This window comes from Gilliamella sp. wkB308 (genome assembly GCF_001690185.1).
Taxonomy (GTDB): domain Bacteria; phylum Pseudomonadota; class Gammaproteobacteria; order Enterobacterales; family Orbaceae; genus Gilliamella; species Gilliamella apicola_I.
Genome location: NZ_LZGN01000038.1, coordinates 224,340 through 237,675 on the forward strand (window position 1 = coordinate 224,340; position 13,336 = coordinate 237,675).

At 33.4% G+C, this 13,336-nt stretch carries 13 protein-coding genes; 10 read left to right on the plus strand and 3 right to left on the minus strand.

Features of this window, described 5'->3' with window-relative positions; translation table 11 throughout:
* The first annotated feature begins 15 nt into the window (after nt 1-15).
* The 3 genes from msbA to A9G10_RS08985 all read left to right on the plus strand — a co-directional run bounded on the left by msbA (nt 16) and on the right by A9G10_RS08985 (nt 3,816).
* Nucleotides 16-1,785 (plus strand): lipid A ABC transporter ATP-binding protein/permease MsbA, encoded by a 1,770-nt coding sequence (gene msbA, locus A9G10_RS08975; RefSeq protein WP_065559487.1) that lies wholly within the window; start codon nt 16-18, stop codon nt 1,783-1,785.
* A gap of 151 nt (nt 1,786-1,936) precedes the next feature.
* Nucleotides 1,937-2,884, plus strand: coding sequence for a glycosyltransferase family 8 protein (locus A9G10_RS08980; protein WP_065559202.1), 948 nt, complete (start codon nt 1,937-1,939; stop codon nt 2,882-2,884).
* Between the two features lie 11 nt (nt 2,885-2,895).
* Nucleotides 2,896-3,816: a hypothetical protein gene (locus A9G10_RS08985; protein ID WP_065559203.1), complete on the plus strand. Its 921-nt coding sequence runs from the start codon at nt 2,896-2,898 to the stop codon at nt 3,814-3,816.
* Between the two features lie 70 nt (nt 3,817-3,886).
* Here the strand turns inward: A9G10_RS08985 and A9G10_RS08990 are convergent, their stop codons facing one another.
* Nucleotides 3,887-4,975, minus strand: a complete 1,089-nt coding sequence (locus A9G10_RS08990; RefSeq protein WP_065559204.1) for a glycosyltransferase family 9 protein — start codon at nt 4,973-4,975, stop codon at nt 3,887-3,889.
* A 203-nt stretch (nt 4,976-5,178) separates the two neighbouring features.
* On the opposite strand from A9G10_RS08990, the gene rfaD reads away from it, so the two are divergent.
* From rfaD to tsaB, 3 genes are all read left to right on the plus strand, one after another.
* A complete protein-coding gene (gene rfaD / locus A9G10_RS08995; protein ID WP_065559205.1) occupies nt 5,179-6,105 on the plus strand; it encodes an ADP-glyceromanno-heptose 6-epimerase in 927 nt (308 codons plus the stop codon).
* 318 nt (nt 6,106-6,423) lie between these two features.
* The gene (locus A9G10_RS09000) at nt 6,424-8,328 is read left to right on the plus strand and encodes an ATP-dependent DNA helicase (RefSeq protein WP_065559206.1); all 1,905 of its coding nucleotides are present in this window, start codon (nt 6,424-6,426) and stop codon (nt 8,326-8,328) included.
* Nucleotides 8,329-8,358: 30 nt separating this feature from the next.
* Nucleotides 8,359-9,042 (plus strand): tRNA (adenosine(37)-N6)-threonylcarbamoyltransferase complex dimerization subunit type 1 TsaB, encoded by a 684-nt coding sequence (tsaB, locus tag A9G10_RS09005; RefSeq protein ID WP_065559207.1) that lies wholly within the window; start codon nt 8,359-8,361, stop codon nt 9,040-9,042.
* A 60-nt stretch (nt 9,043-9,102) separates the two neighbouring features.
* Here the strand turns inward: tsaB and A9G10_RS09010 are convergent, their stop codons facing one another.
* Nucleotides 9,103-9,369 (minus strand): GrxA family glutaredoxin, encoded by a 267-nt coding sequence (locus A9G10_RS09010; protein ID WP_065559208.1) that lies wholly within the window; start codon nt 9,367-9,369, stop codon nt 9,103-9,105.
* A 380-nt stretch (nt 9,370-9,749) separates the two neighbouring features.
* Between A9G10_RS09010 and A9G10_RS09015 the strand changes: the two genes are divergently transcribed.
* From A9G10_RS09015 to A9G10_RS09030, 4 genes are all read left to right on the plus strand, one after another.
* Nucleotides 9,750-10,439, plus strand: coding sequence for a DUF2884 family protein (locus tag A9G10_RS09015; RefSeq protein ID WP_065559209.1), 690 nt, complete (start codon nt 9,750-9,752; stop codon nt 10,437-10,439).
* A gap of 69 nt (nt 10,440-10,508) precedes the next feature.
* Nucleotides 10,509-11,360 carry a bifunctional methylenetetrahydrofolate dehydrogenase/methenyltetrahydrofolate cyclohydrolase FolD gene (gene folD / locus A9G10_RS09020; protein WP_065559210.1) on the plus strand — a complete coding sequence of 284 codons (852 nt, stop codon included), beginning with the start codon at nt 10,509-10,511 and terminating at the stop codon, nt 11,358-11,360.
* Between the two features lie 75 nt (nt 11,361-11,435).
* Nucleotides 11,436-11,927 (plus strand): peptidylprolyl isomerase B, encoded by a 492-nt coding sequence (gene ppiB / locus A9G10_RS09025; protein WP_065559211.1) that lies wholly within the window; start codon nt 11,436-11,438, stop codon nt 11,925-11,927.
* Nucleotides 11,920-12,672, plus strand: coding sequence for a UDP-2,3-diacylglucosamine diphosphatase (locus A9G10_RS09030; protein ID WP_065559212.1), 753 nt, complete (start codon nt 11,920-11,922; stop codon nt 12,670-12,672). The genes ppiB and A9G10_RS09030 overlap by 8 nt, the downstream gene beginning before the upstream one ends.
* On the opposite strand, the gene modC is transcribed toward A9G10_RS09030, so the two are convergent.
* Nucleotides 12,651-13,331 (minus strand): molybdenum ABC transporter ATP-binding protein, encoded by a 681-nt coding sequence (gene modC, locus A9G10_RS09035; protein WP_065559213.1) that lies wholly within the window; start codon nt 13,329-13,331, stop codon nt 12,651-12,653. The genes A9G10_RS09030 and modC overlap by 22 nt on opposite strands.
* Nucleotides 13,332-13,336 lie beyond the last annotated feature (5 nt).

A 13,336-nucleotide genomic window follows, 5' to 3' on the forward strand; every position in this document is an offset into this window, starting at 1 on the left:
TTTATGAAGAACAATATGACTAAAAAACATCAACAAGAAAAGCATGATCTCGATAAAGATTCATCAACATGGCAAACGTTTTTGAAACTGTGGCCATATATTATTGAGCATAAACTTATTTTATTTGTCTCTGTATTATTACTTTTCTTAAGTGCATTTGCCGATACATCACTCATTGCAATATTAAAACCCCTTTTAGATAGAGGGTTTAGTGATGGTGATAAAAGTTTTTTACTTATGGCTCCCATCTATATTTTTGGGTTGGTTTTATTACGCGGTATCGCTAACTACGGCTATTCGGTTTCGTTAGCATTTATCTCTGGTAAAATTGTCATGCGGATTAGACAAAGGTTATTTAACCATTTTGTCGATGCGCCGGTTAGTTATTACGATCAAAATTCGAATGGTCGATTATTGTCTCGTATAACTTATGATACCGATCAGGTAGCCTCGTCATCATCCGATGCTTTAATTATTATTATTCGTGAATCGGCATTCATTTGTGGACTATTTTATACGATGTTTTATAACAGTTGGCAATTATCATTGTCACTGATCATTATTACTCCCATTGTTATTGGTTTAATTACGTTTATTTCTGTGAAATTCCGACGATTAGCTAAAAACATGCAAAATTCAATGGGTAATGTCACTATGTCTGTTGAACAAATGTTAAAAGGTCATCGTGAGATCATTGTATTTGGTGCTCAAGACGAAGAGTCGAACAATTTTGTTAAAATAAGTAATAAGTTTCGTCGTGACGGTATGAGACTAGTCTCTATTTCAGCGCTCTCTACCCCAATTGTTCAGTTAGTTATCTCATTTGCAATTGCTTTTGTCTTATTAACGGCAAGTAATCCGGATTTAAATATCACAGCGGGTGAGTTTACGGTTGTTTTTTCTTCCTTAGTTGCGCTTATGCAACCTATCAAAAGTTTGACCAGTGTGAATGCGAGTTTTCAAAAAGGTATGGCGGCATGTCAAACACTCTTTTCCATTTTGGAGCAACCGGTCGAAAAAGACACGGGTAAACTTAACATTGAGCGTGTAAAAGGGGATATCGAATTTAAGCATGTCAGTTTTGGTTATGAAACTCGACAACAACTCGCGATCCAAGATATTAGCTTTACTGTTTCGGCAGGAAAAACCGTGGCTTTTGTTGGGCGTTCGGGTTCAGGGAAAACAACGATCACAAATTTACTGACACGTTTTTATGATATTTCTGAAGGTGAAATATTGATTGACGGACATGACATCCAAGACTTAACCCTGTTTTGTTTAAGAAACCAAATTGGATTAGTTTCGCAAAATGTTTTTCTGTTTAATGATACCATTGCCAATAATATTGCGTATGGTCGACTTGATCAGTATTCACAAGCTGAAATAGAAGCAGCCGCTAAAAAGGCTTTTGCTTATGATTTTATCATGAATTTTGAAAAAGGTTTTGACACCAAAGTCGGGGAAAGTGGCGTATTATTATCCGGCGGTCAACGCCAGCGTATTGCTATTGCAAGAGCATTATTGCGTGACAACCCGATTTTAATCTTAGATGAAGCAACTTCTGCATTAGATACGGAATCTGAACGTGCCATCCAAAAAGCATTGGATGAATTACAAAAAGGTCGAACATCTTTAGTGATTGCCCATCGACTCTCAACGATTGAAAATGCCGATGAGATTCTAGTCATTGATGACGGGCATATTATCGAGCAAGGTAATCACGCAGCTTTATTAGAGAAACAAGGAATATACTTTAATTTATACACAGGTAAACAATTCCAATAAATTAAGTAAACATAAACTATAATCAAAGGCTGTATTAGTAAAACCGGAAATATCGCTACTATAGGATTTTTAAGAGTAAAAAGAATAATTGCAAGATATTTAATTTAAAAATATTATTTGTAGTAAATGGTGCATCATGGAAATAATTTAGATGAATAAACAGAATACGATTAACATCGCTTTTTGCTCAGATAAAAATTACTTAAAATATGTAGCGATAGCTATTCAATCAATCTATTTTAACAATTTAAATAATGCGTTAAAATTTCATGTTTTTCTTTATGATGTTGAACAAGACGATATTGATCAATTGAGTCGTTTAAGCTCAGACATTATCGTCTATCCTATACCTAAAGCATGTTTGGACAAATATGATAACGAACATGCGATAAAGCATCTTAATCGTTCCATGTTTATTCGACTACTTGTCCCGCGTTTATTAAATGGAAAAGTGGATAAATTAATTTATCTAGATGCTGACATACTTTGTTTTAAAGATATATCAGCAATAAATGATATCGACATCGATAATGTCGTGTGTGCGGCCAGTATTGATTCACTAAATAATGAAAACGTTTCTAAAAATATTCAACGATTAAACTTATCGACTGCGCATTATTTTAATTCAGGTTTTTTATACATTAATGTAAAAAACTGGAATGATTTTAACACCGAAGATAAAGTAAATACGCTTTTATTATCACATAAAGGTCAGTTGCGTTATCCTGATCAAGATGCGCTTAACATGGTATTACAAAATGATGTGTTAATCGTTGATTCTAGTTGGAACTACTTATTCACATGGATTAACGAAAAAGACAAAGATAAGTTTTTTGAAACTGAAAAAAATTTACCTTACTTTATTCATTTTACGGGAGCGAGAAAACCTTGGTACCATGAGCATGTGGGTGCTGCCCAGAATTGGTATCTTTTTTATAAACATTTTACGCCATGGCGAGATAGTTGTTTAGACAGCTATCAAGATAAAATGAGACCCACTGATTGCCGAGTCTATGCAAAAAAATTCTTTAAAAGTGGTCATGTATTAAAAGCCTTAAAATATGCATTGATGTATATTAAACTTAAAAACAAAAAATAAAGTTAATCAAAATGAAATTAAGTGATGAATTGTTTAAAGTAATCTATCGACTAACGCACACTAAGCGTTATAAACATAACCGTAAACGTTGGCCTCATGTCAAAATCTCTCGTGGGGATTGTGGGCAAATAGTCGATTTTGCTTATAAAGGGATCACGATTCCTATCATCGATCTTAAGTCATTGAAACATGCCTTTACCGGTCAATTAATCATGGTTGCTTCTGGGCCATCTATTAATCAAATAACGTTTAAACACTCTCCATCGGTATTGACTTTAGGGGTAAATGGCTCATATTGTCTAAAGGACAAGATAAATTTTAATTTTTACGTTATCACGGATATTCACTTTTTTTCTCAACGCCCTGAGATTGTAGAACAAATTATTGCTAACCCAGATCTTCTCTTATTTTTACAAGTTGATGGATTAGTGAAAATCATAAACCTTTTCGGTAACCAATCCATTCGTTGTAAAGTAGCGTTAATTGAAGATGCATTCAAACTGACTTATCAACCAATTCAAACATTGTCTGAAATTAAAAAAGATCCTACTCGAAATAAAAGTATTTACTTCTATCATAATGATCATCGGGAACATGAGCCATTAGCCTTTGAGACAAATATTGTCAATGGTGTATTTCCGGCTAAAACTGTCGTTTACTGGGCGCTTCAAATAGCCGTTTACTTAGGCTTTAACCAACTTTATTTAGCTGGTGTTGACTTAAATAATTTCCATTTACCTCGATTTTATGAAACACCTGATAATATCACCTATTCACAATTAGCATCTGATTTTGAAAAAAATATTCTTCCTGCTTTTGAGCATGCAAGTTATGTCATGAAAGCGTTGAAGGTAGAGGTTACAAATATGTCTTTAGATAGTGCTCTTGATACAGATATTTTTGAAAAACAGGCTTATAACGATATTTTTTAATTCATTATAAGTGAGTACTGCTTACGCTGTATAAACATCATGGCAATAAAACTTTTTTATTGAAATCTGATTAAGGATTTATTGCCAGCTGATCTATATAGTGTTTTAAGTTCATAATATCTAAATTTCGGGCTGAGTTATCGGGTGCAATGATCTGTATTGCATTTTCATAATTAGGTTTATACACATCGTTGTTTTTATATCGGGGATCAAAAGTATCTATTTCAGAACTATAAACACTAATTAAAGGTTTATTATAAGCATTGGCAAGATGTACAATAGAGGTATCAACCGAAATAACAAAATCACAATGTTTAACTAACGATGCTGCATGAAAAAAATGATTGAGTGGATTAATTAATATATTTGGTGATGGATGTAATTTACTGATTTTATCTGGCAAACCAATGACAATGGTGACTATATCTGGGTAACTTGACATAAGATCTATGATATCTTGTGCCTGTTTGCTTGAAAAACTTCGGCGATCTGAGGATGCATAAGGATTAAAAATACAGATCTTTTTAGATGGATAATTAGATAAAAGATCTTCAACTTGTAAATCATATTCATCGGAATAATGAAGATCATATTTGTAATCATTTTCGCTTGTTTGTATATTAATTTTATTTAAAATATACATAAACCTTTGACTAAAATGCGCACTAAAATCTGTATAGGTAATGATTGAGTCATATACACGGTAACAATTGGGATAGTTAAAGCCAATAGTATGTTTAGGTTTTATTTTCTTAATGATCTTAAAAATCCAATTGGAATAACTGGTTCTATTGTTTGGATCAATAAATAGATCGCATTCTAAAGATTTTAAAACACGAATCTGCGATTTGGTTAATGGTCTGTCAAGACAAATAACTTGACTGACATAAGGATTAGATTCAAATAAAAAAGCATTGGATTTTTTTGTCAGCACTGTTACTTCAAAACCATGAGTGGCGAGAATTTTAGGCAGTCCTGATATGATAACAGCATCGCCAAGTCCATTTTTACATGCTTGAATGGTGACTTTATTTATTTTTGATAAATCTAATTGAGACCGTTTCAGCTTAAAGGACAAAATAAAAAGTTTTACATTTTTAAATAAATAATTTCGTTTTCTGTTTAATTTGCTAATTGTATTGATAATTTTTTTAAGCATCGGCTAGGTCTAATCGTTTTGTCTTGATTTTTTTATTGTACCAAAATTTGTATCAGTAAAACATAACCATTAATAAGATAAAATGTTTTTCAAATTATGAAAAACAAATAAAGAATATTTAAATCTGATTGAATAAGAACACTCGAAAATAACGATATTATACAATATAATATCTTTATTCATTAATTAAAAAGGTAATTATTATGATTGTTGTGACCGGTGGGGCAGGATTTATTGGTAGTAATATTGTAAGAGGTCTAAATAAAAAAGGATTTAAAGATATCCTTGTTGTTGATGACTTAAAGGATGGGACAAAATTTTCTAATCTTGTTGATCTCGATATTGCTGACTACATGGATAAAGATGATTTTATTGTCACCATTTTATCCAACGAAAATTTAAATATCGATGTCATTTTTCATCAAGGTGCTTGTTCCTCAACGACTGAGTGGGATGGCAAATTTATGATGGAAAACAATTATCAATATTCTAAAGATCTACTACACTACTGTTTAGAATTTGATATACCATTTTTATATGCTTCTTCCGCTGCAACTTATGGTGGACGTAGCGACAACTTTATCGAAGATAGAGCTTATGAAAAACCGTTGAATGTATATGGATATTCAAAATTTTTATTTGATCAATACGTAAGACAAGTATTACCAACGGCTAAATCACAAGTATGTGGTTTTCGCTATTTTAATGTTTATGGACCTCGTGAAACACACAAAGGTAGTATGGCAAGCGTTGCATATCATCTTAATGAACAGCTTCACAAAGGCGAAAAACTTAAATTATTTGCCGGTAGTGACACTTTCAAACGTGATTTTATTTATGTGGAAGATGTGGTTGATGTCAATTTATGGTTTTGGGAAAATAAAGTATCAGGCATTTATAACTGTGGAACCGGTAAAGCTGAATCATTCCAAACAGTAGCCGATGCGGTACTTAACTATCATAAAAAAGGTGAAATTGAGTATATCCCGTTCCCGGAACATTTAGAAGGACGTTATCAACGTTTTACGCAAGCAGATTTAACCAAATTTAGAAATTCGGGTTGTCCGATTCAATTCAAATCAGTGACCGAAGGTACTACCGAATACATGAAATGGTTAAATAACCAATAAAGTTTACGCTTTTTGGGCAATAGCATTTTTAATTATATTAACAACATCGTCCCTTAATAAACCGTTTTATCGTCACATCATTAAGGGACGGGTTGATAACGTAATTATCCTCATGTTTTTAATAATATCTAGTGCTGGCTGTAAATAATTGGTATAGTATATTGGTTATTTAAGTTACGGGTTGTTCAATTCCAATACAATCAATTCATCCCTTTTTTATGAAAATACTAGGTTTTCTTTATATTGAATTATTCCTTAAATAAACTTTCTAGCGTTAACATATAAACTAAATTATCTTTTTAAATTAGGTGCATTTAAGTGATTGATGATTTTTCTGAAAATGGTTTGCTTGCTCAAACTATTCAAGGCTTTGTGGCAAGAGAGCCACAACAAAATATGGCACGTAAAATCTCAGAATCTATAAAAAATCAAACATCATTAGTTGTTGAGGCGGGAACGGGTACCGGAAAAACATTTGCTTATTTAGTCCCTGCACTACGGAGTGATAAAAAAGTTATCATCTCAACCGGTTCGAAAAATCTTCAAGAACAGTTATTTAGTAAAGACCTGCCTATTATCAAAAAAGCGTTAGACTTTACTGGTAAAATTTCGTTATTAAAAGGTCGAGCAAATTATCTTTGTTTGGAACGATTATATCATCAGTATGCGGCAGCCGGTGACCTTGATAAAGGATTACGGGTTGATTTAGCACGCGTTAAAAATTGGTCAATCAAAACCAAAGATGGCGATATTAGTAAATGTACGACAGTAACAGAAGACAATGCGATATGGCCTATATTGACCAGTACCAATGATAGTTGTTTAGGTAGTGATTGTGAACATTATAACGATTGTTATGTAGTTAAAGCGCGTAAAAGAGCCATGAATGCTGATATTGTCGTTGTGAATCATCATCTATTTCTAGCCGATGTTGTTGTGAAAGATACTGGTTTTGGTGAGTTAATTCCTAAAGCGGAAGTGATGATCTTCGATGAAGCGCATCAATTACCCGATCTTGCTTGTCACTATTTTGGGCAACAACTAACCAGTCGACAGCTTTTTGATTTAGCTAAAGAGATTAATCTTACCTATCGAACTGAAGTTAAAGATATGTCGCAGTTGCAGCAGTGTGCCGATAAATTGCAAAAATGCACGCAAGATTTACGTCTTGCGATTAATCAACAAGCACCCAAAGGAAATCTGCGGTTTTTATTCAATCAAGAATCAGTCAAAAAAGAGATAGCTTATCTTTATGATACCTTGAATTTTTGTCATGAAGTTTTGTTATTAGCGGTTGGTCGTTCATCAGCCTTAGATAATTGTTTTGATCGTGTTAATCAATATAAAATGTTGCTTGATAGACTAACAGAAACACATGTAACCGGCTTTAGTTATTGGTATGAGACTAGTTTTAATCATTTTGTTTTTGCTTTAACACCATTATCTGTCTCGGATAAATTTACCGAATTATTAACAGAACGCAAAGGGAGCTGGATATTTACGTCAGCAACCTTGTCTGTAAATAATCAACTTGACTATTTTACCCAGCGTTTAGGGTTAACCAATGCGGATTCGTTAATATTAGAAAGTCCATTTGATTATTTGCATCAAACAATAATGTGCGTTCCTCGTTATATGCCTTCACCCAATGAACATGGCATTGCAGAAAAATTGGTAGAGCTACTGTTACCAGTGATTGAGGCGAATAATGGGCGTTGTTTCTTTCTGTGTACATCCTATGCGATGATGAATGCGTTAGCCAAACGGTTTCGGGAGCTGACAGCGTTACCGGTATTAGTTCAAGGGGAAACCAGTAAAGTTAAACTTCTAGAACAATTTATTAATAGTGGCAATGCGCTATTGATTGCAACCAGTAGCTTTTGGGAAGGAATTGATGTTAGAGGGGATACGCTTTCTTGTGTTATTATAGATAAATTACCTTTTACGTCACCAGATGATCCCTTGATTAAAGCTCGCATGGAAGATTGCCAATTACAAGGTGGCGATGCTTTTAATGATGTGCAATTACCTGAAGCGGTGATCACGCTAAAACAAGGGGTAGGGCGATTGATTCGTCATCATGATGATCGAGGGGCAATCATTATTTGTGATAACCGTTTAGTGATGAGACCTTATGGCGCAATATTTCTTAATAGCTTGCCTCCATCGCCACGAACACGTGATCTGAACAAGGTTATTGATTTTTTGCTAGCTAAACACTAGCTGATAAAAACGGACTATTTTGGAAAAAATATGAGTACTATTTTAGCCATTGATACCTCAACTGAAGCGTGTTCAGTTGCGCTATTATATCAAAATGAAATCACGCATGATTTTCTTGTTTCTGCTCGAGATCATACCAAGCAAATACTGCCTATGGTGGATAAAATATTAAAACAATCCGATTGCCTATTATCACAAGTTGATGCTATCGCTTTTGGACAAGGACCCGGTAGTTTTACGGGTGTAAGAATAGGTATTGGCGTAGCTCAAGGATTAGCGTTAGGTATTGACAGACCGATGATTGGTGTCTCGACATTGATGACGTTAGCTCAAGGCGCACTACGTTTGAATCAAGCCAAAAACGTAATTGCCGCAATCGATGCCAGAATGAACGAAGTTTATTTAGGACAGTATCAATATGTGAATGATCAATGGCAAGCGATGATCGATGAATGCGTGATAGCCCCAGAAAAGGTTGCTGATAGAGTCAATCGAAAATGTATAGATGACTATTTTAGCGCTGGTACTGGTTGGCAAACTTATCCTGAAATGTTAACAGATATTAAAAGCAGCGATCTTTTGTTACCTCATGCACAAGATTTGATCGTTATTGCCAACCAAAAATGGCAAAGACAAGAGTTAGTGAATGTTGAAGATGTCGAACCAACTTATTTGCGTAACGAAGTTACTTGGAAGAAGTTGCCAGGGCGTTAAAAAAAATGCCACTGAAATGGTGGCATAGTATTAATAACCAATCAAGGAAAAGTGTTGAAACTACTCTTTAAATAATCCTAAGTGTGCTTTAGCATAAGCTTCAAAATCAGTACAACCGCCAATCGGTTTTTCATCAATAAAGATTTGAGGTACTGTTTCAACAGGTTTGCCAATACTTTTTGATAAATCTTCTTTAGTGATACCTTCTTCATTGATATCGACATAACGATAAGAAAAATCATCTCGCTCTTGAGAAAGTTTTTCAGCTAATTCTTTTGCTCGTACACAATAAGGACAGCCTGAACGTCCAAAAATTACAGTAAACATTGGTCACCTCGGTTTATATGTTATTTAATAATAGTTACTATACTTAACTTTTCTAGAAAAAAAAGCACTAAATCATATTTAATTTTATAGTTCAAACCTATTAATAATTTATTATTAGCTGTTAAAATTAATGAATACGTCTGATTTTAAACTAATTATTTCTAACAAAGTTTAATTATTAAAAAATGTGTTTACCCAGTTTTAAACTAATATTGTTTGTAAAGATAAGTTTCGTTGTTATTATGCTAAATATGATTTTGTTAATGGCGTTTTTTTATCTCATGCAATTTGTCATTTTATTCTGGCAAATAAAAATTTTGTTATGTTTTTTATTTAAAGTCTGGTTATAATTTAACTAATCTTAATATATAAAAGTTGATATGTTAAAAAAACTATTATTTTTATTATTGTTTAATTCATTCACTGTTTTTGCTGCTAACCAAGAATGTGCAGTAAAACCCAGCTATGATATTGTAATAAGTAAACAGAATGTCCATATTTTTAATGATAAAAATGATTTATTGATTTCACCAACAGGAAAGATTATTTTCAATAATCGGTCTGTTTCGCCTTCCCCTCAATTGAAGCAAAATGCATTAAAATTTCAGCGTGCTTTACGTCAACAACTGCCAGAATTAGAGCAACAAGCATTGAATTTGTTAGATGAAGTTAATACGACCTTTAAAAAAGCCATTATTACAAAATTGGATGATGATAGCGGATTACATGAACAACTCAAAAAATTATATAAACGATTAGTAAACTTATTACACCAATCGATTATCACTGAAAATAATGAAACCCATTTTTATTATAAAAATTTTAATAATTTAAAAAAAGATGGTGAACAGATTGGGCAACGAATTTTTTATAATATTGTCGGTAACAGTATTTTGCATTTTCGCCTGTTCAAAAATTATGGGGGAATTAAACAAATATCGAAAAATGAGTGGAAAACTCAAAAGCCAAAACTCAAAGCCTTTGATAGTAAAATTTGTTCGGTAATTACGAATGTTGATACACAATATCAACAGTTATTATATGAACTTAGTCAAGCAAACGATAAGTGAATAGACATTAATAACAACTTTTGCGAAAATAAAGACTTTAGTGTTTAAGATAAGTAAGTATAGAAGCTCATGACTGCACAAATAATTAATGGTAAAGCGTTAGCACAACAAATACGAAACGAAATTGCTAATAAAGTAAAAGTTCGGGTTGAAAATGGGTTATCTATTCCTGGGCTTGCTGTTATTCAAGTCGGTTCAGATCCTGCATCAAAAATCTACGTAAACAATAAGCAAAAAGCTTGTGATGATGTTGGTTTTGCTTCATTTGCTTATGATTTTCCCACATCTACGACTGAATCATTATTAGCATTGATTGATGAATTAAATCAGCGATCTGATGTGCATGGTATATTAGTGCAACTTCCTCTCCCTGAAAATATTGATAAAACTAAAGTGCTTGAACGAATCGATCCGAATAAAGATGTTGATGGTTTTCATCCGTATAATATTGGTCATTTGTTACAGCGTGATCCCCTTTTACGTCCATGTACACCCTATGGTGTGGTTAAAATGCTTGAATCGACCGGTATCAATTTATCTGGATTAAATGCCACTGTAGTTGGCGCTTCAAGTATTGTTGGTCGTCCTATGGCGTTAGAACTGCTTTTATTGGGTTGTACAACAACAATTACACATAGCAGAACGGTCGATTTAGCAAAGCATGTCAGTAATGCTGATATTGTTATCGCTGGGGTCGGAATTGCCAATTATGTGAAAGGCGAATGGATTAAACCTGGCGCTATTGTCATTGATGTCGGTATTAATCGTTTACCTGACGGTAAGCTTGTTGGCGATGTAGAATTTGATACTGCCGTAAAACGCGCAGGTTGGATAACACCTGTTCCCGGTGGTGTAGGACCAATGACGGTCGCTATGTTAATGAGCAATACACTTCAAGCTTGTGAAAAATTAAGTAATTGAGTTTAATTAATCGAAACTCATTTAAGGTTTATTTGTTAGATTTACATTAAATAAAAATGAAAATAAGGAACATTTATGATCGTATTTCACACTACATATGGTGATATAAAAATTAATACTTTTGATGATAAAGCACCGGAAACGGTTAAAAACTTTGTCGAGTATTGTAAAGAGGGGTTTTATAATAACACTATTTTTCATCGTGTTATTAATAATTTTATGATTCAAGGTGGTGGTTTTGAACCGGGTATGAAACAAAAAAAGACGAAAGCACCGATTCAGAATGAAGCCGCAAATGGATTAAAAAACAATCGTGGTACATTGGCGATGGCACGTACATCAGATCCGCATTCAGCTACAGCACAATTTTTTATCAACGTGGTTGATAATGATTATTTAAATTATCGTTCAGCGGATGTTAACGGGTTTGGCTATTGTGTTTTTGCCGAAGTGGTTGATGGACTTGATGTCGTTGATAAGATCAAAGCGGTTAAAACGGGGCGTAATGGTATGCATTCCGATGTTCCTGTTGAAGACGTAATTATTACGAGTGTCACGGTTGAATAATCCTGTCCGTTATTTTATCGCTGATATCCATTTATCAGATAGTGAGCCTGTGGCTGATTCATTTAATATCAGCGCAGGCTTTTTCTCGTTTCTTGAAACATTACCTAAATACAGTGAACTTTACATTTTAGGTGATTTATTTGATTATTGGGTGGGTGATGATGTTAATTCAAAATTACAAAATCAAGTCGCAGATGCATTAAAATTACTCTCTCAACGTCACATAAAAAAATATTTTGTTCATGGTAATCGTGATTTTTTATTAGGTAAAAGATTCGCTGATTCTTGTGATATGATTTTATTATCGGATATAAATTGCTTAGCAAAACAGAACGGAAAAATTGTTTTTTTACATGGCGATTTGCTCTGTACAGATGATCATCAATATCAAAAGTTTCGTAAAGTGATGCATAATCAATGGTTACAAAAACTCTTTTTAATGATGCCATTATTCATCCGTTTGAAAATTGCTGGAAAATTAAGACAACAAAGCCGTGAACGTAATCAAGTTAAATCAGCGTATATTATGGATGTTAATCAACAAACTGTTGTAAGTATGATGAAGCATTATCATGCAGATATCATGGTACATGGTCATACACATAAACCTGCTGTCCATGATTTTATAGTGGACAATAAACCTGTAAAAAGGCTCGTACTAGGTGCATGGCATGATGGTATTTCGTACATTAAACAAGAAAAAGATAGTGATCAATTAAATCTTTATAACCACTCTTGTAAATAAGCGCTTTGCAAAATAGAATCGGTTTTTCCATAATCTAACAATTTTCCTTGTTCCAAAATAACCACATCGTGAGCGATACGTTTGACTTCGTTTATATTATGAGTAACATAAATTATTGGAATATTTAGTTCATTAACCAATTTTTCGATGTAGCTTAACATCTCTTTTTTGCGCGGCATATCTAATGCTGATAAAGGTTCATCCATTAATAAGAGTTTAGGATGGGTTAATAGTGCTCGACCAATAGCGACTCGTTGCTTTTCACCTCCGGACAACATGGCTGGATAGCGTAATAATAAGGGTCGAATATTGAGTACATCGACGATTTCATCAAATCGTGACATTGTGATTTTTTTGGCACCATAGGTTAAATTTTTTATGACTCGGTAGTGGGGAAAGAGCAAAGGATCTTGAAAAACGGTGCCAATATCTCTTTTTTCAGGCAAAACAAAAATTTTTTGTTCACCATCATATAAGATTGTGCCATTAAGATGGATAAAGCCTCGGTCAGGTTTACTTAACCCATTAATTACATTAATTAGTGTCGATTTACCCGCACCCGATACCCCCAACACGGCAGTCACACTTTGACAAGGAATTTGAAGTTTAAATTCAAATAAAAAACGGGAAAGTTGTTTTTTTACATCAAGATTTAACATAATTT